The 23,540-nt window shown below is 68.3% G+C and carries 22 protein-coding genes; 13 read left to right on the top strand and 9 right to left on the bottom strand.

What is annotated here, in order from left to right; translation table 11 throughout:
* The first annotated feature begins 251 nt into the window (after positions 1–251).
* Both GQ56_RS43710 and GQ56_RS0100400 read left to right on the top strand, forming a co-directional pair.
* Positions 252–770 carry a hypothetical protein gene (locus tag GQ56_RS43710; RefSeq protein WP_152601579.1) on the top strand — a complete coding sequence of 173 codons (519 nt, stop codon included), beginning with the start codon at positions 252–254 and terminating at the stop codon, positions 768–770.
* A gap of 491 nt (positions 771–1,261) precedes the next feature.
* A complete protein-coding gene (locus GQ56_RS0100400; RefSeq protein ID WP_031396767.1) occupies positions 1,262–2,653 on the top strand; it encodes a sigma-54 dependent transcriptional regulator in 1,392 nt (463 codons plus the stop codon).
* A 46-nt stretch (positions 2,654–2,699) separates the two neighbouring features.
* On the opposite strand, the gene GQ56_RS0100395 is transcribed toward GQ56_RS0100400, so the two are convergent.
* From GQ56_RS0100395 to GQ56_RS0100370, 6 genes are all read right to left on the bottom strand, one after another.
* Positions 2,700–5,147 carry a glycoside hydrolase family 2 protein gene (locus GQ56_RS0100395; protein WP_407638571.1) on the bottom strand — a complete coding sequence of 816 codons (2,448 nt, stop codon included), beginning with the start codon at positions 5,145–5,147 and terminating at the stop codon, positions 2,700–2,702.
* Between the two features lie 29 nt (positions 5,148–5,176).
* Positions 5,177–6,232 carry a DUF1839 family protein gene (locus GQ56_RS0100390; protein ID WP_031396765.1) on the bottom strand — a complete coding sequence of 352 codons (1,056 nt, stop codon included), beginning with the start codon at positions 6,230–6,232 and terminating at the stop codon, positions 5,177–5,179.
* Complete coding sequence (locus tag GQ56_RS0100385) at positions 6,229–7,191, bottom strand: amino acid--[acyl-carrier-protein] ligase (protein WP_031396764.1); 963 nt, start codon at positions 7,189–7,191, stop codon at positions 6,229–6,231. Before GQ56_RS0100385 ends, GQ56_RS0100390 begins: the two co-directional genes overlap by 4 nt.
* Positions 7,188–8,384, bottom strand: a complete 1,197-nt coding sequence (locus GQ56_RS0100380) for an acyl-CoA dehydrogenase family protein (RefSeq protein WP_031396763.1) — start codon at positions 8,382–8,384, stop codon at positions 7,188–7,190. Before GQ56_RS0100380 ends, GQ56_RS0100385 begins: the two co-directional genes overlap by 4 nt.
* Positions 8,381–8,632, bottom strand: a complete 252-nt coding sequence (locus GQ56_RS0100375; protein ID WP_006490451.1) for an acyl carrier protein — start codon at positions 8,630–8,632, stop codon at positions 8,381–8,383. Before GQ56_RS0100375 ends, GQ56_RS0100380 begins: the two co-directional genes overlap by 4 nt.
* A 170-nt stretch (positions 8,633–8,802) precedes the next feature.
* Positions 8,803–9,585 (bottom strand): Crp/Fnr family transcriptional regulator, encoded by a 783-nt coding sequence (locus tag GQ56_RS0100370; RefSeq protein WP_031396762.1) that lies wholly within the window; start codon positions 9,583–9,585, stop codon positions 8,803–8,805.
* Between the two features lie 926 nt (positions 9,586–10,511).
* Between GQ56_RS0100370 and GQ56_RS0100365 the strand changes: the two genes are divergently transcribed.
* The gene (locus tag GQ56_RS0100365) at positions 10,512–11,294 is read left to right on the top strand and encodes a Crp/Fnr family transcriptional regulator (RefSeq protein ID WP_031396761.1); all 783 of its coding nucleotides are present in this window, start codon (positions 10,512–10,514) and stop codon (positions 11,292–11,294) included.
* A 2-nt stretch (positions 11,295–11,296) separates the two neighbouring features.
* A complete protein-coding gene (locus GQ56_RS0100360; RefSeq protein ID WP_031396760.1) occupies positions 11,297–12,712 on the top strand; it encodes an undecaprenyl-phosphate glucose phosphotransferase in 1,416 nt (471 codons plus the stop codon).
* A 47-nt stretch (positions 12,713–12,759) separates the two neighbouring features.
* On the opposite strand, the gene GQ56_RS0100355 is transcribed toward GQ56_RS0100360, so the two are convergent.
* Complete coding sequence (locus tag GQ56_RS0100355) at positions 12,760–13,683, bottom strand: LysR family transcriptional regulator (protein ID WP_031396759.1); 924 nt, start codon at positions 13,681–13,683, stop codon at positions 12,760–12,762.
* 212 nt (positions 13,684–13,895) lie between these two features.
* Between GQ56_RS0100355 and GQ56_RS0100350 the strand changes: the two genes are divergently transcribed.
* The 8 genes from GQ56_RS0100350 to GQ56_RS0100315 all read left to right on the top strand — a co-directional run bounded on the left by GQ56_RS0100350 (position 13,896) and on the right by GQ56_RS0100315 (position 20,733).
* Positions 13,896–14,558: an amino acid ABC transporter permease gene (locus tag GQ56_RS0100350; protein WP_031396758.1), complete on the top strand. Its 663-nt coding sequence runs from the start codon at positions 13,896–13,898 to the stop codon at positions 14,556–14,558.
* A complete protein-coding gene (locus GQ56_RS0100345) occupies positions 14,555–15,316 on the top strand; it encodes an amino acid ABC transporter ATP-binding protein (protein ID WP_031396757.1) in 762 nt (253 codons plus the stop codon). The genes GQ56_RS0100350 and GQ56_RS0100345 overlap by 4 nt, the downstream gene beginning before the upstream one ends.
* Positions 15,317–15,362: 46 nt before the next feature.
* Positions 15,363–16,676 (top strand): aminotransferase family protein, encoded by a 1,314-nt coding sequence (locus GQ56_RS0100340; protein WP_031396756.1) that lies wholly within the window; start codon positions 15,363–15,365, stop codon positions 16,674–16,676.
* Positions 16,677–16,687: 11 nt separating this feature from the next.
* Positions 16,688–17,368, top strand: coding sequence for a CoA transferase subunit A (locus GQ56_RS0100335; RefSeq protein ID WP_031396755.1), 681 nt, complete (start codon positions 16,688–16,690; stop codon positions 17,366–17,368).
* Positions 17,343–18,005 carry a 3-oxoacid CoA-transferase subunit B gene (locus tag GQ56_RS0100330; protein ID WP_031396754.1) on the top strand — a complete coding sequence of 221 codons (663 nt, stop codon included), beginning with the start codon at positions 17,343–17,345 and terminating at the stop codon, positions 18,003–18,005. Before GQ56_RS0100335 ends, GQ56_RS0100330 begins: the two co-directional genes overlap by 26 nt.
* Entirely contained in the window at positions 18,002–19,201 is a 1,200-nt protein-coding gene (locus GQ56_RS0100325) for a thiolase family protein (protein ID WP_031396753.1), read from the top strand. Before GQ56_RS0100330 ends, GQ56_RS0100325 begins: the two co-directional genes overlap by 4 nt.
* Before the next feature lie 73 nt (positions 19,202–19,274).
* Entirely contained in the window at positions 19,275–20,048 is a 774-nt protein-coding gene (locus GQ56_RS0100320; protein WP_063962839.1) for a transporter substrate-binding domain-containing protein, read from the top strand.
* 292 nt (positions 20,049–20,340) lie between these two features.
* Positions 20,341–20,733, top strand: a complete 393-nt coding sequence (locus tag GQ56_RS0100315; RefSeq protein WP_031396751.1) for a TraR/DksA family transcriptional regulator — start codon at positions 20,341–20,343, stop codon at positions 20,731–20,733.
* A gap of 75 nt (positions 20,734–20,808) precedes the next feature.
* Here GQ56_RS0100315 and ald read toward each other — a convergent pair whose 3' ends face one another.
* The gene (gene ald / locus GQ56_RS0100310) at positions 20,809–21,924 is read right to left on the bottom strand and encodes an alanine dehydrogenase (protein WP_031396750.1); all 1,116 of its coding nucleotides are present in this window, start codon (positions 21,922–21,924) and stop codon (positions 20,809–20,811) included.
* A gap of 329 nt (positions 21,925–22,253) precedes the next feature.
* Between ald and GQ56_RS0100305 the strand changes: the two genes are divergently transcribed.
* Positions 22,254–22,670, top strand: a complete 417-nt coding sequence (locus GQ56_RS0100305; RefSeq protein ID WP_031396749.1) for a DUF3995 domain-containing protein — start codon at positions 22,254–22,256, stop codon at positions 22,668–22,670.
* A 9-nt stretch (positions 22,671–22,679) separates the two neighbouring features.
* Here the strand turns inward: GQ56_RS0100305 and GQ56_RS0100300 are convergent, their stop codons facing one another.
* Positions 22,680–23,264, bottom strand: a complete 585-nt coding sequence (locus tag GQ56_RS0100300) for an RNA 2'-phosphotransferase (RefSeq protein ID WP_052007082.1) — start codon at positions 23,262–23,264, stop codon at positions 22,680–22,682.
* Positions 23,265–23,540 lie beyond the last annotated feature (276 nt).

The raw sequence follows: 23,540 nt of genomic DNA, 5'->3' as shown, positions 1-23,540 counted from the left end.
TCGGCATGCCGTGCCGCGCGGACGCAATCGTTCCGTACGGTGTGGCGATCCTCATCATCCGGATGCATGGCGCGCCGGTCTGTTCGAAAGCGTACTCATGCCCGGGATTCATGCGGCGGCGCGGAATGGATTGCCTCGCATGCCCCGCGAATGCCGGACGGTGCGGTAGCACACATCGCCGCGACCGGTGCTTTTTCATAATGACTCCATCCTGGCGGCCCGCCACGACACGCGGCCGGTCGACATCGAATGTGAAAAACGAACCGGGGCAGGATTTGAGCATCGCGATCGTTCACGACGGGCGGGTCGCGCGGGGCCGCGCAGGGGACACGCTCGCGCGCGCGGCCCGCCGTATCGGGCAGGCCGGCGGCTTCGTCGCATGCCTTCAGGACGTGCGTGCCTGCGCGGCGCGCACGTCGTTCATCCAGTACGTCGGCGTTTGCCTGCGTGCGCACCCGCTGCACCCCGCCGTCGTTTCCGCTGCCGATCGGGTCCCGAGCCCCGAGCCCGGGAGACCGCCCGTCGCCTCATGCGTGCCGGCCATGCTGCGCCGCGGGACGCGCGGATCGGTGCCTTTGATTACCGCATGTAACGGATGCGAGCGAGAGGCACGGGCCGTGCGTCGTCGCGGCCCGGTGCTGCCGGCCGGCCGCGCGCGCGATTATGCGTCGATCGAAATACGGTGCCGACTATTTCCGGTGATTCGGGCGGGAATCGCGGGCAATCGATGGCTGCCATCCCGGGGGAAAGTAGGATTTGCCACTGATTGACTGGAATGTTTATAGATAATCAAATCTCAGTGATCAAACGTGCATGGCGCGGGGGCGAAGGGTCGCGTAACCGGCTGATTCAGGTTTATCTTTTGGTAACAAGACCATCTCGAAACGGGGTGTAAATTCAGGAGCGGATGAAGTGCGGCGGTCATTCCGGGAGCGGGTTGGCAGCCGTCCGGTTCGGCATCGGGCGCAACGGTCGTGCAAGACGCGACGCCCGGGCGGACGGAATTCCTGTTTGCAGACGTGCCTTGCCTCGCGGCGGGGCGCATCAAAGCCGGAACGTCGCGGCTCCCGCAGCCGCGCGTTTCCTTCGAGTTGGATGACAACGAGGCCGGATGACATCCGGCTCGACCTCCGGGGGCTCTTGCCGTGTGCAGTCTCGATCTTCGCCAAAGCTGCGGAAGCGCAGCGCGGACAGTCGGTCATGTACCGGCGGCCGCAGCGCACGCGAACGGTTCGCGGAGTGTGGAAAGTGATGGTTCGCTATGAATATGCCAATAACGCGCGATAAGAGCGCCGGCGCGGGGAGTGGTAACGGGCAGCGTCCGCTGATTTACTGGACGCAGTCGCCGTCCGTCATGCTGCGAAAGGAGCTGGCGCGACGCGACTGGAAAGTGTCGATCGTCGCCCAGGCGAGCGAGCTGCGCGACACGTCCGGCGAAATCACCTGCGGCATCCTCGACCTGAGCGGCGGCCATGCCGATGCGATCGGCAGCATTGCGTCGACCTGCGCGTCGATGCGCGACGTCGTCTGGGTCGCGCTCATCGACGTCGGCCAGACCGCGTCGCCGAACGTGCGCGCGCTGTTGCGCGACTACTGCTTCGACTACGTCACGCTGCCTGCGTCGCATCAGCGGATCGCCGATACGGTCGGCCATGCGTACGGCATGGAATGCCTGTTCGCGCGCGACCGAGAACAGCTCGAATCGGAAGAGAAGGGCATCGTCGGCACCTGCAGCGCGATGCTGCGGCTGTTCGATACGGTACGGCGTTTCGCGCGCACCGACGCACCGGTGTTCGTGTTCGGCGAAACGGGAACCGGCAAGGAATTGACGGCCGTCGCGATCCATCGCCATTCGGAGCGGCGCAGCGGCCCGTTCGTCGCGGTCAACTGCGGGGCGATTCCGCCGCACCTGCTGCAATCGGAACTGTTCGGCTACGAGCGCGGCGCGTTTACCGGCGCGAACACGCGCAAGATCGGCTATGTCGAGGCGGCGAACGGCGGCACGCTGCTGCTCGACGAGATCGGCGACCTGCCGCACGAGAGCCAGGCGAGCCTGCTGCGCTTTCTGCAGGAGCGCGCGATCCATCGTCTCGGCGGCAGCGATCCGGTGCCGGTCGATGTCCGGATCGTATCGGCGACCCACGTCGACCTGCGCGACGCGATGGAGGAGGGGCGTTTTCGCGCCGACCTGTTCCACCGCCTGTGCGTGATGCGCATCGACCAGCCGCCGCTGCGCGCGCGCGGCAAGGACATCGAGCTGCTCGCGCACCACATGCTCGAACGCTTTCGCGGCGACGCGCGCCACCGTGTGCGCGGCTTCTCGACGGATGCGATCACGGCGCTCTACAAGCACGACTGGCCGGGCAACGTCCGGGAGCTGATCAACCGCGTGCGGCGCGCGGTCGTGATGACGGAAGGCCGCCTGATCACCGCGCAGGATCTCGAACTCGAATACTGCCTCGACGCGGCGTCGCCGTCGGTGGCCGATATCCGCAAGTCGATCGAGCGCGAGGCGATCGAAACCGCGTTGCTGCGCACGCGCGGACGCGTCGCGGCGTCGGCGCGCGAGCTTGGCGTATCGCGCGCCACGCTGTATCGCTGGATGGAGGCTTACGGGATCGAGCGGCCGCGCGGCACGGGCTCGTCCGACTGACGCGTGGCGGGCAACGCTCGCGGCTTCGCCGGCCGCGAGCGCGGCGTCAGGCGGCCTGTGTGGCCCGTACCGTGCGCACGGCGTTCACCGCGCGGATTTCCACTGTCGGCGGTGCGGCGGCGGCCGGATCGCCTCCGGCCGCGTCGCACGGAACCAGCGCGACGCGCGCGGGCGAGCCGGGCGCGAGATGGAACCAGTCGTCGCGCGGCACGAAGCCCGGGGCGTCGATCTGCACATGGCGCGCGACGTGCCGCGTGTCGATGTCGACGTGCCACGTGTCGCCGGTGCGCGACACGCACGCCTCGATCCCGAGTTCGCGACGCGCCAGTACGGCCGGATGCGTACGGGACGGGAAATGGAACGCCTGCGACAGCAGCGTGCCGTCGTCGGCGCGCAGCGTCGCGACGACGGTGTCGTGTTCGCAGGGCCCGAAACGGTACGCGTACGTCCAGTCGAAGAACCGGCCGAGCAGCTCGGCCGAGCCGATCCGCACCGTGTCGTGGGCCGCCATCCGCACCGGGCAACCGGCCCGCGCGACCGGCGTGCGGCCGTCGCGCAGCGCGACCAGTTCGATCGCCGCCGACAGCGGCGCGGGATGCTCGTTGACCACGTGGACGTCGAGCCCGTTCAAGCCTTCGTCGACAAGCAGCACCTGCACGGGCTGCAGGACCTGGCGCAGTGCGTACCACGCCGACTTCGGCCGGTGCGCGGCGTCGATCACGCCCCATCCGGCGCCCGGCATCACGTCCTGGAACTGCCACACGAGCGCGCCGGCGCAGCGGGAGCCCGTGCGCCGCCACTCGGAATAAGTCTCGCGCATCACGTCCGCGATCGTCGCGCGCGACAGCTCGAAGTAGCGCGCCGGATCCTCGCGACGCAGCCGGTCGGGCGCGACGTCGTACAGCGTCTGCAGATAGTGGTCGCGAATGTCCTCGAAATCCCACGACGTGCCGGGGTCGCGCGGCACGGCCGCCTTCCAGCGCGGTTCGTGCACGCCGGGCCAGCCCAGTTCGGCGAGCGTGGCATCGCACGGCACGTTGGCGAACGCGAGGCATTCGCTCGCGAAGCGCACGTCCGCGCGGCGCGCGTCGTCGAGCGGGCGCAGGTACGCGCCGACGCCGTAGTAGTGCGACACGCGCTCGCGCGGCACGAACGGCAGCACGCCGCCGTCGGGCGAATCGGCGACGTACGGGACGTCGGGGCGGCGGGCGGCCGCCAGGCCGGCCAGCCGCTCGGCCGTCAGTTCGAGGAAGCGCTGCTTCGGCCCGAGCCCCGACATCGCGGCCTGCTGCGCGATCTCGCTGCCGCCGCACAGTACCGCGAGCGACGGCGATGCGCCGTGGCGCGCGAGGAACTGCGCGGCTTCGCGCCCGACGTTGTCCGCGAATGCGGGATCGTCGAGCGCGTAGTCGAAGTTCGCGAACATGAAATCCTGCCAGACCAGCAGCCCGAGCCGGTCGCACCACGCGTGGAACGCGTCGGCCTCGTAGGTCATCGTGCCGCCGACGCGGATCATGTTGAAGCCGGCGTCGCGCGCAAGCCCGAGCAGGCGGCGGTAGGTTGCGTCGTCCGCGTGCAGCGCGAGCGGCGCGGCGCTGCTCCAGCACGCGCCGCGCGCGAATACCGGCACGCCGTTGATGCGCAGCCCGAAACCCTTGCCGTCGGCGCCGGCGTCGATCTCGATCGTGCGGAAGCCCGTCGCGCCGAGCGGCCGCCGCACCTCGCCGAGATGCAGCACGACGTCGTAGAGCGCCGGCTCGCCATGCGTATGCGGCCACCAGCGGCGCACGTTGGGCACCGCGACGCTGGCGCGCAGGCGGTCGGCGCCGGCGCGTTCGAGCGTGGCCTGGTGCTCGCCGCACGACAGCCGTGCGGCGAGCGTGTCGGGCAGCGGCGCGGCGAACGTCAGCTCCGCATCGAGCCAGCCGGTGTCGCCCTCGATGCGCGCGCGCAGGTCGCACGCGACCGGAACGGGGCCGCCGGCGGGATCGAGCACCTCGACGGGCCGCCACGGGCCGGTCGGCACGTACGGCGGAAACCAGCCGGGCATGTGGCCGAACAGCGAGGTGCGGATCGTGCGCAGCGCCGCCGGCTCGGCGAGCCGGGTGCGCCATCGCGCACGGCGCGGCGCGCGCGCGTCGTGCAGGTACGGCGCGAGCGCGCGGAAACAGAGGGTCAGCCGGTGGGTGCCGTCGAGCGTCACGGGCACGTCGTGCGCGACGAACATGCTGTCGGAGCCGAGAATCGGCGTGTCGTCGAGCCACGCTTGCGCGAGCGTCGCGAGGCCATGAAAGCGCAGCACGCGCGGCCCGTGTCCGCGCAGCTCGAGCCGGTACCAGTGGTCGCGTGCGTCGAGCGATTCCGCTTCGTCGAGCCGGCCGGCAAGCGCGAGCGCCTGCGCGACCGTGCCCGGCACGGGCGCCGCGATCCAGCCGGCACTGGCTCCCGGGAGGTCGCGCGGCTCCCGCGCGGCGCCCGCGGCCGTCGCCAGCATCGACCACGCGGGCGGCGTGCGCGCGCGCGTCACCGCATGGCCGGCACGGGGGCCGCGTCGCTGCGCGCCGGCGTGGCGTGCCGCAGCGGCGCGCAGATCTGCCGTGCGCAGGCGACCACATCCGCGTAGGCGGTCTCGATCGCCTCGAGCGTCGAATCGCCGCGTTCTTCCTTGCCGCGCGCGCATGCGCGTGCGAGCCGGAATTCCAGCACCATCGCTTCCGACGCGATGCGATCGCACGCGGCGCGGATCTCGGCGAACGGCCCGACGCAACCGCTGGCCTGCAGCCAGCGCGCGTAATGACCGAACAGTTCGAAGTTCGCGCCGAGTTGCCGCACCGAATTGAACGAGTACGCGTGAAAGTGTTCGAGCGGCGCGTCGGCCAGCGTGCGCGCGTCGGTCTGCAACTGCCGCCGGAAGGCGGCGATCGGATCGACGACGGGCAGGCGCCGCAGGTGGCGCTGCAGCGCGGCGAGCGACGCCTCGCAGAGCGCACGCTCGTCGAGCGGCGCAAACCGCCGCTTCGCGCATTCGACGTACGGCGGCAGCGTCATCGGCGAACTGTCGCCGACGAGCCCGTCGTAGTCGGCCTCCTCGGCCACGTAATAGCCGCTGTTGTGGAAGTAGCCGATCTGGCGTTTCGCGCGATCGATCGCATCGATGCCGATCGTCGTCTTCGTGTGCTGCGTGCGGTAGCTGCTGCCGCGCGTGTCGGGCAGGAACCACGCGTCGACCTCGACGATCATCAGGTGGCCGCGCGCGACCTGCGTCTCGATGTGCTGGTCGAGCGGCTCGTAGATCGAGTGCTCCTGCACGACGATGCCGTAGAGACGCTCCAGTTCGTCGTGCGGAAACTTGAAGAACGTGAACTGGTCGCCCTCGAAATCGAGCGCGATCGTGAAGGGCAGGGCCGCGTACGGATTGAAGCCCCACCACCGGAGCACCTCGAGCCACATGTCGACGTAGCAGTTGGTCTGCTTCCAGACCATCTCCTGGCTGTGCAACGGGTGCGGCCGGTAGTGGCGTGCGCGGTGGCGCACGTCTTCGAACGTCGCATCCTCGCCGTCGCGGGACACGAATCTCATGGCGTGCCCCACAGCACGTCGCGGACCTCGCGCGGCCACGCGTCGAGGTCGAAGCCGTGGTGGCGGAACAGCGCGAGCGTGAGCCGCTCGAGGCCGAAGCCCACGCAGCCCGTGTGCGCGACGTCGCCCGTCGCGGTGCGGATGTCCCACAGCAGCCCGAAGTGGTCCATGTGGTAGTTGAAGCTCAGGCACGCGGTCTGACGGTTGTCGTGTTCGATCGGGATCAGCAGCTCGAACTTGAGGTTCTGCTCGCGTTGGCTGTTCGCGACGATCTTGCCGCCGCGGCCGAAGAACGGGTCGTTCGCGAGATCGATCGCGTTCGGCAGGTGCAGCGCCTCGATCATCCGGGTGCCGCGCTCGATCCAGGTTTCCCGGAACGAGACGATCTGTTCGGGCGTGCCGATCCGCACGTATTCGCGCATCCGGAACAGCTGCATGCGGGTCGGGTCGAGCGACGGCTCGTGACGGAAGCAGTACGAGAAGACGTCGACGATGCGGCCGTCGGCGGGCAGCGCGCCCGCGCGCGCGACGACCGGATAGACGGGGTAGCAGGCGGCCGGCGTCATCACGACGTAGGTCGGCTTCTGGCTCTCCGTCCAGTCGTCGCCGCGATCGAGGCACTGCAGCACGCGCTGGTGCTGATGCTCGTCGCCGCAGAACGCATGCACGCTGCCCGCGAGCTGCGGGAAGCTCTTCATGTATTCACTGCGCTCGAACTCGGTGCGGCTCATCGCGGGCGGGAAGCGCAGCACTTCGGCCTGCTGGTCGGCGCCGATGCGCGTGACGAACGCGTCGAGCGCCTCGACGACGCGTTCGAATCGCTCGCTGCGGCCGAACAGGCCCTGGATGCCGGTCGAGACCAGCAGGCCCGCGTCGATCAGCGCGTCGCGCAGCGGGTTGACGCCCGCGCGGTCGAGCGGGGCGTCGGCGGCGGTGGGCACGGCAAGGCGGTCGTTCACGAGTGTTTCTCCAGCGTCGCAGGACGCAGCGCGAGCAGCAGGTTCGAGGTGTTGACGGCGATGCGGTCGTTGCTGATCATCAGCGGCGCCGCATGCAGGTCGCGAATGTGGCGGCCGATGCTGAACGGCGTGCCTTGCTTGTAGCCGGCCATCCCGCAGATCATCATGGCCTGGTGCGCGACTTCCAGCGCGGTCGTCGACACGTAGGTCTTCAGCGTGTTGATCTCGGCGGCCCACGCCATGCCGGCCGACCACGAGCGGGACGTCGCGTTCGAATGGAGGCGCAGCACGTTGTCGACCCGGGCCTGCATCGCCTGCATCAGCGCGAGCGATTCGGCGATGCGCCGCGACGCGGGCGACGGCGCGCCGTCGGTCTGGCGCGCCTGTGCGCGGAAGAACTGGTGCGCGCGATGGAAGGCGTCGCCGGCCACCCCGATCCATACCGCGGCCCACAGGATGTGCGACACCGGCACCATGGTTTCCTCGGCGATCTTCGCGAACGGCACGGGCAGGCACTGGACGGCCGCGCCTTGCGCGTCGAGCGTGAAGCCGTTGCTGCAGGTGCCGCGCATCCCGAGCGTGTCCCATTCGCCGCGGCGCGTGAGCGTGTAGCCGTCGCGCAGCAGCGTGACGAGCACCTGCTCGGAAGCCGGCGCGTCCGCGTCGCGTCGCGCGGTGGCGAGGATGCCGTCGGCATAGTCGCCGTACGAGATCGTCGGCGCGGACTTGCGCAGCCGGAACTCGCCGCCGTTGGTTTCGAGCGCGCACTGGCTCGCACGCAGGTTGCCGCCGACACCGTCTTCCGACGTGGCCGACGCGAGCAGCCACTGGTGGCGGACGAGCTGCTGCAGGAACAGCTTGTGCCAGCCCTGGTCGACCGCGTGATCGACGACGCAGGCGACCTGGATCTGGTGCATCGCGAACACCATCGCCGACGATGCGCAGGCCTGGCCGAGAATCGAGCAGGCCGATGCGACATCCTCCAGCGACGCGCCGGCGCCGCCGAGGTGGGTCGGCACCATCGCGCCGAGCAGGCGGCGCGCGCGCATCGCCTCGATCGCCTCGACGGGGCAGCGCGCGTCGCGGTCTACCGCGTCCGCATGCTGCGCGGCGATCTGGGCGACGGCATGAGCGGCCTCGTCGAGCCGACGCGAATCGCTGTCGGCCGCGAGTTCGGGGAGCGGCGCGCTCATGCGGAATGCTCGGTGCGTTGTAGTGTGGCGATCGTGTCCGCGAGTGCGTCGATGCTGCGGAACAGGTTGCGGTTCAGCATCTCGTCGGGAATCTCGATGTTGAACTGCTTCTCGATCGCAAGCATCAGCTGGATCGTGTCGAGCGAGGAGAGGCCCGCTTCGTAGAGGTCGTCCCCGTCGCCGATCGAGTCGATCGCGGCTTCGAGGTGGGCGACGTGCTTCAGGATGGTTCTGATTTCGTTTTTCACGTGCTGCTCCGTCGTGCGTGGTGTCGTCCGCCCGGGGCAGACGCGCGACACGCGCTGACGTCCCCCCGGCAGTCCGGCATCAGTAGACCATTGGCACGCACGGCGGTCTGTTCGCCACCCTACAAACCACTAACCCAACCTGACGGCGCGGCCCGGGCCGCGTCGGACGGTCAGGCGCGCGACGCGGCCGGCACGCCCGAGTCGGCCGACAGGATGCGTTTCATCTCGTCGCGCACGATCGCGCGGCAGCCGCACGACATTTTCTCGAGGCCGCCGAGGTCGGCGAGTTCGATCGAACTCCGGTATTGCCGGATCAGGCCGAGCTTCTGGATTTCGCCGGCGGCGTCGGTGACCGTTTCGCGCCGTACGCCGAGCATTTGCGCCAGCATGCTGTGCGTCACCTGGATCTCGATGCTGCGCGTACGGTCGTATGCCAGCAGGAACCATCTGCATAACTGATGTTTGAGCACGTGATGACGGCTGCAGAACGTGATCTGCGAGACCTGCGCCATCAGCAGCCGCACGCAGACGAACACGAGGTGGCGGATCACCGGCGACGCGTCGAACGCGTCGGCGAATACGCGCCGGTCGAGACGGTAGACGAAGCCGTCGCGGCAGGCGACCGCCCGGCAGGGCATCCGGCCGCTGCCCCCGATCACGTCCTCGCACACCACGCTCTCGCTGCCGATCTCCGCGACCTCCAGCGTCATGCCGCCGGACGACACGTATTGCAGCGAAATCGCCGTCGTGACGGGCAGGTAGACCGCGGCAAGCATCTCGCCCGGCTCGCACAGCACTTGCCCCGATTTAAGGTGGACGAGTTGCAGGTGAGGCGCGAGCGCCACGAGCTCGTCGCGATCGATCGCCGCGAGGAACCGGTTCGCGTCGAAGCTGTGGGAAAGCTCGATCGTGCCGTTCGTACAGGCGACGGCGTCAGGGGCCAGGTCAGTCACGGCACATCCTCGCAGGGTGGCGGTCGCGCGTCGTCGCGTCGGTACCCCGGAGCCCCGGGGAGTGGCGCGCTCGTGCGGACTTGTGTTCGTCAGGAAACGGAAATGACGATGCTGGCGAAAAGGCTAGCATGCAATTGAATCCAATCAATTGCACATCGCGTCATCTCACAAAGTTTGACGATTTGAATTGGGCGCAAACGTTATATGGATTTAAAGATTGATTTCAGTGGAATTAATCATTCCGGAATGGATTGGCGTATCGGTCGTCCATTCAATGTCGGTCCGGAAGCAATTGTCCGCCCTGGGATATCGTGTGGAGAATGCATTCGTGGCGGATTAAACATTGTTTAACAAAGGCCTGGATGAGGAAAGATTGTCCATGTAAATCAATGGCTTATTTGAGATATGTGCGGTGTCTTACAGAGCTGTAGATTAGTGTGCCGATTCAAATTTGAGACAGTTTTCAACGGGTTGGCGCGGGGTGGCGGCGCCGTGAAATGCTGTCCTGAACATCACGGAAACAATTGAAAAACGGCTGTAAGTATATGAGCGGCAAGCCTCGTGGCACCGGTGCCAGTGTCTCGCTTCGATGCATATGGATTGATCAGTCGAATAGCGTACGGTGTCCGCGCGGCGGGAGAGTGTCCGGAAATGAGACATTTTTTTTGTTTTTGAAACGCTAATTCGGGCGATCCAAATCAATCGTGATTCACATATTAAGGACGGGCCTGTATTGGCACGTAAATCGCTTATTCGGGCGGGCGTGTCGAAACGGGACGGTCGATTCGATCCGGTATAGACAAGCCGATGGTCGATCGGAATCAGGGTTGTGGGCCGCAACCTCCATCAGCGTCCGGGCACGCATCGCGATAACGAGTTCCATGCACGCGGCTGCACGCGGCACGGACGATAAAAGGGATACAGACATGCTTCATCTTCACTCGAGCTACTCGGCGAATGCCATCCTCGATGCCCTCCCGGAGGACAGCATCCGCGCCCTCGCGCCGCATCTCGAACTGGTCAGGATCAAGGCCGGGATGCTGGACCGGGTCGGCGAGCCGATGCGCCATCTGCATTTTCCGACGACGGCGATGATGTCGGTGCAGCACTTGATGGAAGACGGCGCGATGGTCGAGGTGGCGCTGGTCGGCCGCGAGGGCGCGGTCGGGCTGGCGTCGCTGGTCGGCGGCGCGGCGTTGTCGTATCGGGTCGAAGTCCGTATCGGCGGCATGGCCTACCGCGTGCCGAGCTGCGTGATGCGCGCGGAATTCGAGCGGTCGCCGCAGACCTACCGGCTGCTGCTCAACTATTGCCAGGCGACGATGGCGCAGATCTCGCGCAGCGCGCTGTGCAACCGCCATCATTCGGTCAGCGAGCAGCTCAGCCGCTGGCTGCTGCTCGCGCACGACCGCATCGACGGCGACGAGCTGGCCGTCACGCAGCAGACGATCGCGAACATGCTCGGCGTGCGGCGCGAAGGCGTGACGGAAGCGGCGGGCAACCTGCAGGAAGCCGGGCTGATCCGGCAGCGCCGCGGCCGCATCACGGTGCTCGACCGCGACGGCCTCGAACATCATGCGTGCGAGTGCTACGACCTGATCCGCGCGGACTATCGCAGGCTACTCGGCACGCGCGACGATGCGCGGCCGGCGCCGGTTCGCCCGCGCATGCCGGAGGGGCGTTGCGGATTCCCGGCCCATGGTGCGTGACGATGCAGTCGAGGTCCGGTGGGACAAGTGCGACGCGGCGTGCCGCGATCGCGGTGGCGGACGTCGTGCTGGTGCTGGCGGGGGCGCTCGCGGCGCAGGCGGCGTCGGGTCTTGCGTGGCGCACGCTGTCCGACGCGCAGCGCGGCGCGATCGCGCTGCTGTGCGTGCTGGCCGTGGCGCTGCTGCCGCGCGACCTGCACGCCGTGCGCGGCGGCACGGCGCCGCAGGGCGGCGCCCATGGGCTGACGCAGACAGTGGCGGCGGTCGTCTGCATGAGCGTGCTGACGGTGGTCGTCACGATGTGGATCATGGATCGCGGCGGCACCGTCACGGCGCGCTGGATCGTGTGCACGGTGCTGGCCGGCGACGTGGCGCTGCTGCTCGGCCGCGCCGCGCTGATGGCGCTCGCGCTGACGCGTGACGACCCGTCCGCACGGCAGCGCCGCGTCGCCGTGATCGGCGCGACCGCATACGGGCGTGTGGCGATCGAACGGATGCAGCTCGCGTCGAACGGCCCGTTCGCGGCCGCGTGCGTCTTCGACGACGACGCGCCGGCCTCGGCCGACGCCATCGGCGGCGTACCGGTGATCGACGACTGGAACGCGTTGCGCGACATGATTCGCGGCGGCGGGATCGACGAGGTCTGGCTCACGCTGCCGATGTCGCACGAATGGCGGATTCAGCGCATCGTCCGCGAGTTGCGCGACGAATTCGTCGAATTGCGGCTGTTGCCCGACGTGCGGCAGATGGCCGCCGTCGAGCGCTCGGCGACCGACGTGCTCGGCATGCCGGCGATCAATCTCGCGACCACGCCGCGCTCCGCGCCGGAACTGTGGGCGAAGTTCGCGTTCGACCGGCTGTTCGCGGTCGGGGTGCTGATTCCGTTGCTGCCGCTGCTGTCGATGCTGGCGATCGCGGTCAAGCTGTCGTCGCCGGGGCCCGTGCTGTTCCGGCAGCGCCGCAAGGGCGTGGACGGCCGCGAGTTCGACATCCTGAAGTTCCGCACGATGCGCGTGCACCGCGCGCAGCCGGGCGTCGTGCGGCAGGCGTCGCGCAACGATACGCGCATCACGCGGGTCGGCGCGTTCCTGCGGCGCACGTCGCTCGACGAGCTGCCGCAGTTCTTCAACGTGCTGTTCGGGCAGATGTCGGTCGTCGGCCCGCGCCCGCATGCGATCGAGCACGACGACCTCTACCGGCAACTGGTCGACTGCTACATGTATCGCTACCGCGTGCGGCCCGGCATCACCGGGTGGGCGCAGGTGAACGGGTATCGCGGCGAGACGCGCAAGGTCGAGGCGATGGAGGCGCGCGTGAAGTTCGATCTCTTCTACATGCAGAACTGGAGTTTCTGGTTCGACATGAAGATCATCCTGCTGACGGTCGTGCGCGGCTTCGTCGGGCGCAATGCGTTCTGACGAAGCCCGGTGCGCGCACGCCGGGCCCGGCGTCGCGGCGGCGGGCGTCAGCGCACCACGAACGCTTCGGGATACGCGGTGCCCGCGGCGGTATCCGTGACGCACGCCTGCGCGATGTCGAGCACGTCGCGCACGGCCGGATTGTTCTTCAGCGCATGCTGGTGAACGAGATAGAAATTGAACCACTGGGTCGAATCGAACGGGCGCGCCACCAGGTCGCGGTTCGCACAGAGATCGGCGGCGGTCAGTGCGTTGAGCAGGCTGACGCCGTCGGTCAGCCGGATCACTTCGCCGAGCGAGCTCATGCTGACGCGCAATTCGTAGCCGAGCCGCCGCCGGTCGCTTGAATCGTCGTAGATCAGATGATCGGACTGGATCGGCTTGATGTACTGCTGGTCGGCGAGATCGTCGTACGTCAGCAGCTTGCGCGCGGCGAGCCGGTTTTTGCGCGTCAGCAGCGCGACCATCTTCGCGCCGAAGACGGGCACGAAGATCAGGCCCGGCTCGTGGATCTCGTAGGACACGATCGCGAGATCGAGGCGGCCGCCTTCCACATCCGATATCAGCCTTCCGCTCGCGGCGACGTCGAGCGCGACACCCGTGCCGTCGTGCGCTTGCGCATACTGCTGCGCGAGCCGCGGCCCGAAGCGGTGGCACAGCCCCGGCGCGCAACCGATGCGCAGCGATGCGACGCCGTTGTCCTGCAGCAGCGAAATCTCCTCTTCGATGCGATTCAGCCGGTCGAGCAGCTGCACGGCCTCGTCGAGCATGTAGCGGCCGGCCGGCGAGATCTGCAGGCGCTGGTTCTCGCGTGCGAACAGCCGGATGCGCAGGCTGTCCTCCAGCCGCGCGAGGGCATGGCTGACCGCCGATTGCGTGATGCCGAGCTGAACGGCCGCCTGCCGCGTGGAGCCGGCCGTGGCGATCGCGTGGAAGATCTCGATGTCGCGCAGGCTGAAGTCGCTCCGCATGTTCGCTCCGGTCAATCAATTGATTAAAAAAGATCATATATTGACCGAAAAATAATTCAAAGCGAGACTTCGAGCCAGTCAAACAACAGGCCGGTTCCTTGTTCTGTCGCGGCTCTCGAGCTGTTTTCAGATGATGAATCAAATCGGTCACTCATCCTACGGAGACACCTCCGCGCTGTTGCGCCGCCGCGCAGCGCGCGGGCCGCCACGCCATGTTCGATTTCCATCTCGTGCTCAAGTATTTGCCGATGCTGTTCGAAGCGGCCGCCGTGACGGTGGAGCTGACGCTGCTTGCCACCGTGTTCGGCCTCGCCATCGGTCTCGGCGCCGCGCTCGGCAGGCTGTCGCGCCATCGCGTGCTGCGCGACGCCACGAGCGCCTATATCTGGCTGATCCGCTCGACGCCGCTGCTCGTGCAGCTGTTCATCATCTATTTCGGGTTGCCGCAATTCGGCATCGAGCTGTCGCCGTTCACGTCCGGCGTGATCGGCCTGGCGCTCAACGTCGGCGCCTACAACGCGGAGACGATCCGCGCGGGCATCCTCGCGATCCCGCACGGGCAGATCGAGGCGTCGCGGTCGCTGGGCTTCGGCGCCGCGCGCACGATGCGGCTCGTCGTGCTGCCCCAGGCGCTCAAGCTGATCGTGCCGCCGCTCGGCAACAACCTGATCATCCTCACCAAGGACACGTCGCTCGTGTCGACGATCACGCTCGCGGAGCTGTTCATGCGCACGCAGCAGCTGGTCGGCGCGACCTTCAAGCCATTCGAACTCTATTTCGCCTGCGCGATGATCTATGCATTGCTCACCACCGGAACGAGCATGGCGCTGCGCCAGCTCGAACAGCGTCTGATCCTGAAGGGAGGCCGCGCATGAACGCCACGCAGCCGCAGATCGTCCTGCGCGACATCCACAAGACGTATGGCACGCTCGACGTGTTGAAGGGCATTTCACTCGAGGTCCGCAAGGGCGAGGTGGTCGTGCTGATCGGCCCGAGCGGGTCGGGAAAGAGCACGCTGCTGCGTTGCGTGAACCATCTCGAGACGCCGACGCGCGGCGAGGTCACGGTGCTCGGCAGCCGTGTCAACGATCCCGCCCGCGGGCACGGCGCGCAGGAGCGCTACCTGAACGCGATGCGCATGAAGGTCGGCATGGTGTTTCAGCATTTCAACCTGTTTCCGCACCTGACCGTGCTCGAGAACCTGACGCTCGCGCCGATGCGGCTGCTCGGCGTGGCGGCGGCGCAGGCGCGCGACGAGGCGAGGGCGCTGCTCGACAAGGTCGGCGTGCTCGACAAGCAGGATGTCTATCCCGGCCACCTGTCCGGCGGCCAGAAGCAGCGCGTCGCGATCGCACGGGCGCTGGCCCTCAAACCCGACGCGATGCTGTTCGACGAGCCGACCTCGGCGCTCGACCCGGAGATGGTCGGCGGCGTGCTGGCGGTCATGGAGCGGCTGGCGCAGGCCGGCATGACGATGATGATCGTCACGCACGAGATGCGTTTCGCGGAGCGCGTGGCGGATCGCGTCGTGTTCATGGCCGACGGCCGGGTGATCGAGGACGGCCCTCCTTCCGAGATCTTTCATCGGCCGTCGCACGAACGGACCCAGGCGTTTCTCGCCGACATCCGGTGACGGCGTGCCGCACCGAATCACCCTACGCAACCCGAAAAGGACGTCAATGAGCGACCATCTTTTTTACCAGTCCGCCGTGCAGTTGCCGACCATCGCGCGCGCCGAAGGCATCTACGCATGGGATACGGACGGCAACCGTCATATCGACGCGTGTTCCGGCGCGATCGTGGCCCAGCTCGGCCACGGCCACCCGGCGATCCGCGACGCGATGCTCGCGCAGCTCGACAAGGTCGCGTTCTCGTACCGGACCCAGTTCGAGAACCAGCCCGCCGTGGATCTCGCGGAGAAGCTCGTCGGCCTCGCGGGCGGGCGCTTCGACCGTGTGTTCTTTTCCAGCGGCGGCTCGGAGTCCGTCGAATCGGCATTGAAGCTCGCGCGCCAGTACTGGGTGTGCCGCGGCGAGCCGGCGCGCAGCGTGTTCATCGCGCGTCGGCCGTCCTATCACGGCTCGACGATGGGCGCGCTCGCGATGACGAGCTACACGCCGCTGACGCAACCGTTCGGGCCGATGATCCAGCTCTATCCGAAGATTGCCTCGCCGACGCAGTATCGTGTGCCGCCCGGCAAGGGGGCGGAGCAGCACGCGCTCGATTGCGCGGACGAGCTCGACGCGGCGATCCGCGAAGTCGGCGCCGAGCGGGTGGCCGCGTTCGTCGCCGAGCCGATCGGCGGCGCGAGCACGGGCGCGGAAGTGCCGCACGATGCGTATTTCGCGCGCATCCGCGACATTTGCTCGCGGCACGGGATCCTGCTGATCCTCGACGAAGTGATGACGGGCATCGGCCGCACGGGGCGCTGGTTCGGCTTTCAGCACTGGAATGTCGACGCGGACATCCTGTGCGTCGCGAAGGGGCTGGGCGCCGGTTACTACCCGACGTCGGCGATCGTGACACGGGCCGCGCTGACCGACCCGATCCTGGCGTCGGGCGGGTTTCAGCACGGCTATACGTACGCGGGCAATCCGCTCGCGAGCGCGACGGCGCTGGCGGTGATCGACGTGATCGAACGCGAGGGGCTGGTGGAGCACGCGGCGGTGACGGGCGACTACCTGCGCGGCCTGCTCGACGATCTCGCGAGCCGGCACGATTTCATCGGCGACGTGCGCGGGCGCGGCTTTCTGCTGGCGCTCGAGTACGTGGCGGATCGCGCCGCGAAGACCCCGTTCGACCCGGCGCTGCGGTTCGGCGAGCAGGTGACGCGTGCCGCGCGCGAGCAGGGGGTGATCGTCTATCCGCGCAAATCCCTGATGGGGGAAACCGGCGACCACACGCTGATTGCGCCGCCGTTGATCACGACGCGAGCACAGTGCGACGAGATCGTCGAACGGCTCGATCTCGCGTTCCGGACGCTCGGGCGATGAGCGGCCGGCCGATGGACAAATGCATGCGGCTCGCGGACGCGGTCGCGCCGATCCCGGACGGCGCATCGATCATGGTCGGCGGGTTCGGATCGCCGGGCACGCCGTTCTCGCTGCTTGCCGAATTGCAGCGGCAGGGCAAGCGCGATCTGACGATCATCAAGAACGATGCGAATCAGGACAACTACGGCGTATCGCGACTGATCGAGGCCGGCGTCGTGAGCCGGCTGCTGACGACGCATCTCGGCCTGAGCGGCGCGGCCCGGCGCGCGTATCTGTCCGGTGCGCTGCGGGTCGAGTTCTTTTCGCAGGGCTTGTTCGCCGAACGCATCCGCTGCGCGGGTGTCGGGCTGCCGGGCGTCGTGACCGACATCGAGCTGCCGGCGGAACTCGGGGTGGCGCGCGAGACGATTTCGGTCGCGGGCAGGACGCTGTTCTTCGAGCCCGCGTTGCATGCCGATTTCGCGCTGCTGCGCGCGGATCGCGCCGATGCCTGCGGCAATCTCCGCTATCGCGGCGCGGCGCGCAACTTCTCGCCGCTGATGGCGATGGCGGCGGACCGGGTGCTGGCCGAGGCGCGCGTCGTCGACGCGACGCCGCTGGCGCCCGACGACATCCATACGCCGGGCATTCACGTGCACGGCCTCATCCAGATCGACGGAGACGGCGATGAATACCAGCCCATCGAGCGCTGACCCGCGCCACGTGATCGCGCGCCGGGCCGCACGCGAAGTGGCGCGCGGGCAACTGATCAACCTGGGCATCGGCCTGCCGACGCTGATCCCGTCGTATCTCGGCGATCCGCCCGCCGCGTGGATTCACTCGGAGAACGGCATCGTCGGCGTCGGGGCGCTCGCGCGCGCGGCCGAACCCGACAGTCAGCTGATCGACGCCGGCGGCGGCTACGTATCGGTCGTGCCGGGCGGCGCGATCGTGGACAGCGCCGAGTCGTTCGGCATGATCCGGCGCGGGCTGGTCGACATCACGTTTCTGGGGGCCCTGCAAGTGTCGGCGTACGGCGATCTCGCGAACTGGCTCGTGCCCGGCGGCCTCGTGGCCGGTATCGGCGGCGGCGCGGAACTCGCGCAGAAGGCGCGCCGCGTGATCGTGACGATGCCGCACACCGACAAGAACGGCCGGCCGAAGATCGTCGAGCGATGTACGTTGCCGCTCACGGCGAGACGCCGTGTCACGACGATCGTCACCGAACACGCGGTGTTCCGGTGCGACGCGCAGGGGTTGACGCTGGTCGAGCGGCTGGGCTCGATGAGCGTCGCGGAGATCCGGAACATGACCGATGCCGACTTCGCGGTCGACGGGGAGGCGGCATGAGCGGGACCGATCGCGACGCCTGGATCGTCGGATATGCGCGTACGCCGATCGGGCGTGCGTTTCGCGGCGCGTTCAACGATACGACGTCGCCGACGCTCGCCGCGCTGTCGTTGCGCGCCGCGCTTGCCCGCAGCGGCCTCGACCCGGAACGGATCGACGACGTGATGCTCGGCTGCGCGTTGCCGGAAGGCACGCAGTATTACAACGTCGGCCGGCTCGCGGCGCTGGCCGCGGGCCTGCCCGTGAGCGTGCCGGGCATGACCGTCGACCGGCAATGCGCATCGGGCCTGATGTCGGTCGTCATGGCGTCGGCGAGCATCGCCGGCGGCCACGCCGACGCGATCCTGGCGGGGGGCGTCGAATCGATCAGCCTCGTCCAGAATGCCCACATGAATCGCCATCGTCAGCAGGACGAACGGTTGCTGGCGCGACACGGCGACGCCTACATGCCGATGGTCGAGACGGCGGAGGTGGTCGCGAGCCGGTATCGCGTGTCGCGGCGCGCGCAGGACGACTACGCGGTGCTCAGCCAGCGCCGGGCGGAGGATGCGGCGCAAGCGGGTCGGCTGCGCGACGAGATCGTCGCGGTCGACGTGCGCAAGCTCGAGCGCGACAAGTCCAGCGGCGACAGTGTGCCGCGCATGCTGCGCGCGAGCGAGGACGAGTGCCGGCGCCCCGGCACGTCCGTCGATGCGCTGGCGGCGCTCGACGCTGTGCGCGACGGGGGCACCGTGACGGCCGGCAATGCCTGCGCGCTGGCGGACGGTTCGGCCGCCTGCGCGATCGTATCGGGCGCGATGTTGAGGACGCTCGACGCGCCGCCGCTCGGGCGCATGGTCGCGTACGCGGTGGCCGGCTGCCGGCCCGACGAGATGGGCGTCGGCCCCGTGCCGGCCGTGCGCGGGCTGCTCGCCCGCACGGGCCTGTCGGCCGCCGACATCGACCTGTGGGAACTCAACGAAGCCTTCGCGTCGCAGGTCGTGCATTGCGTCGAGGCGCTCGGGCTGTCGTATGAAACCGTCAACGTCAACGGCGGCAGTATCGCGCTCGGCCATCCATACGGCATGACCGGCGTGCGCATGGTCGGCCACGCGTTGCTCGAAGGGGCGCGACGCGGTGTGCGACGTGTCGTCGTCACGATGTGCATCGGCGGCGGGCAGGGCGCGGCCGCGCTGTTCGAGGTCGCGCGCCGCTAGCAATCGCGCGATGTCACGTCGAACGCGTCGCCGCGTTCGGTACACGATCAAATCGATCTTCTGGAGACTGGAAATGAATGTGATGCAACGATTGACGATGGTGGCGTGCGCGGCGCTCATCGGAGCCGCGAGCGTCGCGGCGCACGCCGAGGATCTCGACCGGGTCAGGCAGAGCGGCAACCTGACGTTCGCGCTGACCGGCAAGTATCCGCCGTTCAGCTTCATCGACGAGTCGGGCCGGCTGAACGGCTTCGACGTCGATATCGGCAATCGCATCGCGAGCCGGCTCGGCGCGAAGCCCGTCCCGGTCATGACCGCGTGGGACGGCATCGTCGGCGGGTTGCTGGCCGGCAAGTACGACGCCGTCATCGGCAGCCTGGCCATCACCGACGAACGGCTGAAGGCCGTGGATTTCACGCGGTCGTACTATCGCTCGGGCGCGCAGCTTTTCGTGCCGAAGGGCAGCGCCGTGCAGGACATCGGCCAGCTGAAGGGCAAGGTGGTCGGCGTCACGCTCGGCGAGACGTATGAAGCGTGGCTGCGCAAGAATCGGCCCGACGTGCAGGTGAAGACCTACAAGGGCCTGCCGGACATCCTGATCGACATGCAGAACCGCCGCATCGAAGGATTCGTGACCGACCGCATCGCGGGACTCCTGACGATACGCGACAAGCACATCGACGCGAAACCGGCCGGGGCGCTGCTTTATCCGGAGAAGATGGGGATCGCGGTGCGCAAGGACAGCCCGAAGCTGCTGGGGGCGATCAACGCCGCGCTCGATACGCTGTTCAACGACGGCGAATACGGGGCGATCAGCAAGCAGTGGCTTGGCGAGGACGTGCGCTGATTCCGTCGTCGGCCTGGCGTCCTGCATCGCGGAGGTCGCCGGACCGGCGCGTGGCATCGCGATTTCGCGTCCGTCCCCAGTTCGGCGCCACATGACGGGCGTCAGCCGGCAGGCTGATTCCGGTCAACACATGCGTGTTCAATGGGTTTATCCTGCGTCGAATGCGTCCGGTGCTTCGTGCGTCCGGGCGTGCATCCGGGCGCGGCGGCGCCGGTCGTGCCTGCCCGCCGCGCACCGGCGCGACACCGCGCGCCGTACTTTCCGCGCGGAACCCGGAACAGGAGAGACGGCCATGGCGCTCGATCCACAGCAACGACAGACGCTGCGACGGCGGCTGAGCGAGAACGAGCAGGCGTTGCGTGCGGATATCCGCACGAGCGAAGACCATCGCGCGTCGGAGTCCTATGCCGATCTTGCCGGCGCGGCGCCGGACGAGGGCGACGAGGCGAATGCGGATCTGTTCGTCGACGTCGATCATGCGTTGATCGGCATGAAGCTGGCCGAACTGCGCGCGATCGGCCGCGCCCAGCAGCGGATGCGCGACGGCAGTTACGGCGAATGCATCGACTGCGATGCGGCGGTCGGCTACGAGCGCCTGATGGCGCGCCCGACCGCGGAGCGCTGCACGCATTGCCAGTCGATCTACGAACGACGCTACGCAACGACGCCGCGCGCAACCCTCTGACCTGACGACCCCGGCGGCCCGGCACGCGATGCGCGGCATGCGGTACGCGCCGACGGCCGTGCGCCGGCGTGCGCGTCACGCCAGCACGCCGGCCGCCGGCACATAGGGCAGGCCGAGCGCCTGCGCGACCGCTTCGTACGTGATGTGCCCGTCGCACACGTTCAGGCCGGCGCGCAGATGCGGATCGTCGGCCAGCGCCTTCTTCCAGCCGTGGTCGGCGAGCGCGAGCGCATGCCCGAGCGTCGCGTTGTTCAGCGCGAAGGTCGACGTGCGCGCAACCGCGCCGGGCATGTTCGCGACGCAGTAGTGCACCACGCCGTCGACGACGAAGGTCGGGTCCGCATGCGTCGTCGCATGCGACGTCTCGAAGCATCCGCCCTGGTCGATCGCGACGTCGACGACGACCGCGCCCGTGCGCATCGTCGCGATCATGTCGCGCGTGACGAGCCGCGGCGCCGATGCGCCCGGCACGAGCACGGCGCCGATCACGACGTCGGCATCGCGCACGGCTTCGTCGATCGTCTGTGCATTCGAGCACACGGTCGCGATCCGGTTGGCGAAGACGAGGTCGAGCTGACGCAGCCGGTTCACGTTGGTGTCGAGCACGGTGACGCGCGCGCCGAGCCCCACCGCCATCTGCAGCGCGCCGGTGCCCACCACGCCCGCGCCGAGCACGACCACGTGCGCGGCCGCCACGCCGGGCACGCCGGCCATCAGCAGGCCGCGGCCTCCGCGCGGGCTTTCGAGGTGGGTGGCCGCGACCTGGATCGACATGCGCCCGGCCACCTCGCTCATCGGCGCGAGCAGCGGCAGGCCGCCGCCCGGGCCCGTCACGGTTTCGTACGCGATGCAGACGGCGCCGGACTTCACGAGCGCGGCCGCCTGTTCGGGATCGGGCGCGAGATGCAGGTACGTGTAGAGGATCTGGCCGCGCCGCAGCATCGCGCATTCGGCCGGTTGCGGCTCCTTGACCTTGACGATCATGTCGGCGCGCGCGAAGACTTCGTCGGCGCCGTCGCAGAGCGATGCACCGGCGGCCGTGTAGTCGGGGTCGAGCAGGCCGATCGCCGTGCCCGCGCCGCGCTGCACGAGCACGCGATGGCCATGCCGCGTCAGTTCGCGCGCACCGGCGGGCGTAAGGCCCACGCGGTATTCATGGTTCTTGATCTCTTTCGGCACACCGATCAGCATGACTCGTCTCCTTGGCCTTCGTTATCGTTGTCGTGCAGGCGCGCACTGCGGCGAACGATGCGCGTGCGGCCGGTCGCGCGGGGGCGTGGCGGCCGCGGCACTGGAATAACAGCGTAGTGGCGCGCGGAGGGAAGTCAAGCGGCGCGCCGGTGCGGCGGCGCATGCGCACCGCATCGCAACATGCGCGGGCGCGGGCGCGGGTTGCGACCGGGCGTCGCAATGCGTGGTTTGCCGGGTTTCGGTATCGTCATGCGTGTCGCGGGCGAGGGCCGCGTGCCGGCATCTTGCCGGCAGCACGACAACACAACGGGACGAGGACACTGACCGACATGACCGGAGCGTATTTCAGTGTGCCGACGCTGTGCGCAATCGCGCTCGTTCACGTCTACTGGGCGTTGGGCGGGCGACTGGGCAAGCGGGCGGCCATTCCGGAGCAGGACGGCGAGCCGCTGCTGCGGCCGAGCGCGATCGGTACGCTGGCCGTCGCGGCGGCGCTGCTGGGCGGCGCGTGCGGGGTCGCCGCGCGCGCCGGCTGGCTGGGGCGCAACGCATATCACGGCGCGATCTCGTTCGCGGTCGTTGCGCTCGCATTGATCTTCGCGGTGCGGGCCGTCGGCGATTTCCGCTACGTCGGCTTCTTCAAGCGCATACGCGGGTCGCGTTTCGCGCGGATGGACACGCTGTGCTATTCGCCGCTTTGCGCGGCGCTGGCGCTGTCCATCGCGTCGACGTTCTGGCCGTGGTGAGCGCGCGGGTCAGCGCGCCGGCGGCTCCCGTTCCGTGAGGTATTCGGCCGGCACCGCGTCGGTCAGCCATACGCCGTTTTCGGCGATGAAGAACGTGTGGCCTTGCCGATGCATGCGCTGCGCGTCGACCTCGAGAATCACCGGCACGCCGTAGCGCGAGCCGACGGCCAGCGCGGTCTGGCGGTCGGCCGACAGGTGCACGTGATGACGCGCGCCGGGCTTCAGCCCCTGCACCCGGATCGACGCCAGGAAGCGCGTCGCCGTGCCGTGGTAGAGGCGCTCGGGAGGCTGCGCGGCCGGATAGCGCCGCTGCACGGCGGCGGTCGAGTGACCTTGTACCGCGCGGATGCGCCGGCCGTCTTCCGACAGCGCGAAACGCTGCTTGTCGTTGGTCGCGCAGACGGCTTCGATCGTCGCCCGATCGAGCGGGTGGCCGTGGCGGGCGGCGCCGGCGATCAGCTCGTCGAGGTCGGCCCAGCCTTCCGGGTCGAGTTGCAGGCCAATGGCCTGCGGCGCGTGGCGCAGCAGGTAGCTGAGATATTTGCTGATGCGGGTCGCGTCGGACGCCGGCAATTCGTTCTGTCGTGGTCTCATGAGACGCGGAGGCTACCAGACCGCCACGCGAACCGGCACCCTCGGGCCACCCGGCGTCGCTGGAAAGAGACAGCCGCCAGCCGCAATCTGACCGCGGCAATCGTCTTGCCTGCGCGTTCGCCGGCGGGCGGATCACACGATCCTTGCGCACGCCGGTTTCCGGCTTTTCAATTGTTGCATTTTTCGATGCATTGAATTGCATTGAACCATCTCGATATGGAACCGGTTCCATATATAATTCGCCGCACGCGTCGCCAGACCCGAGAGAGGGGCGTG

This window comes from Burkholderia paludis, from assembly GCF_000732615.1.
GTDB lineage: Bacteria > Pseudomonadota > Gammaproteobacteria > Burkholderiales > Burkholderiaceae > Burkholderia > Burkholderia paludis.
Note: the sequence above shows the minus strand (reverse complement) of the source record. Positions and strands in the feature narration are given on the sequence as shown.

What these genes read in the sequence shown, in the direction of transcription:
- GQ56_RS0100305 (WP_031396749.1), top strand. Translation starts at nt 22,254, where the DNA reads ATGACCGGAGCGTATTTCAGTGTGCCGACGCTGTGCGCAATCGCGCTC.
- GQ56_RS0100395 (WP_407638571.1), bottom strand. Translation starts at nt 5,147, where the DNA reads ATGCTGGCGACGGCCGCGGGCGCCGCGCGGGAGCCGCGCGACCTCCCG.
- GQ56_RS0100340 (WP_031396756.1), top strand. Translation starts at nt 15,363, where the DNA reads ATGAGCGACCATCTTTTTTACCAGTCCGCCGTGCAGTTGCCGACCATC.
- GQ56_RS0100300 (WP_052007082.1), bottom strand. Translation starts at nt 23,264, where the DNA reads ATGAGACCACGACAGAACGAATTGCCGGCGTCCGACGCGACCCGCATC.
- GQ56_RS0100335 (WP_031396755.1), top strand. Translation starts at nt 16,688, where the DNA reads ATGGACAAATGCATGCGGCTCGCGGACGCGGTCGCGCCGATCCCGGAC.
- GQ56_RS0100355 (WP_031396759.1), bottom strand. Translation starts at nt 13,683, where the DNA reads ATGCGGAGCGACTTCAGCCTGCGCGACATCGAGATCTTCCACGCGATC.
- GQ56_RS0100315 (WP_031396751.1), top strand. Translation starts at nt 20,341, where the DNA reads ATGGCGCTCGATCCACAGCAACGACAGACGCTGCGACGGCGGCTGAGC.
- GQ56_RS0100330 (WP_031396754.1), top strand. Translation starts at nt 17,343, where the DNA reads ATGAATACCAGCCCATCGAGCGCTGACCCGCGCCACGTGATCGCGCGC.
- GQ56_RS0100400 (WP_031396767.1), top strand. Translation starts at nt 1,262, where the DNA reads ATGAATATGCCAATAACGCGCGATAAGAGCGCCGGCGCGGGGAGTGGT.
- GQ56_RS0100360 (WP_031396760.1), top strand. Translation starts at nt 11,297, where the DNA reads ATGCAGTCGAGGTCCGGTGGGACAAGTGCGACGCGGCGTGCCGCGATC.
- GQ56_RS0100390 (WP_031396765.1), bottom strand. Translation starts at nt 6,232, where the DNA reads ATGAGATTCGTGTCCCGCGACGGCGAGGATGCGACGTTCGAAGACGTG.
- ald (WP_031396750.1), bottom strand. Translation starts at nt 21,924, where the DNA reads ATGCTGATCGGTGTGCCGAAAGAGATCAAGAACCATGAATACCGCGTG.
- GQ56_RS0100345 (WP_031396757.1), top strand. Translation starts at nt 14,555, where the DNA reads ATGAACGCCACGCAGCCGCAGATCGTCCTGCGCGACATCCACAAGACG.
- GQ56_RS0100380 (WP_031396763.1), bottom strand. Translation starts at nt 8,384, where the DNA reads ATGAGCGCGCCGCTCCCCGAACTCGCGGCCGACAGCGATTCGCGTCGG.
- GQ56_RS0100320 (WP_063962839.1), top strand. Translation starts at nt 19,275, where the DNA reads ATGAATGTGATGCAACGATTGACGATGGTGGCGTGCGCGGCGCTCATC.
- GQ56_RS0100365 (WP_031396761.1), top strand. Translation starts at nt 10,512, where the DNA reads ATGCTTCATCTTCACTCGAGCTACTCGGCGAATGCCATCCTCGATGCC.
- GQ56_RS0100350 (WP_031396758.1), top strand. Translation starts at nt 13,896, where the DNA reads ATGTTCGATTTCCATCTCGTGCTCAAGTATTTGCCGATGCTGTTCGAA.
- GQ56_RS0100325 (WP_031396753.1), top strand. Translation starts at nt 18,002, where the DNA reads ATGAGCGGGACCGATCGCGACGCCTGGATCGTCGGATATGCGCGTACG.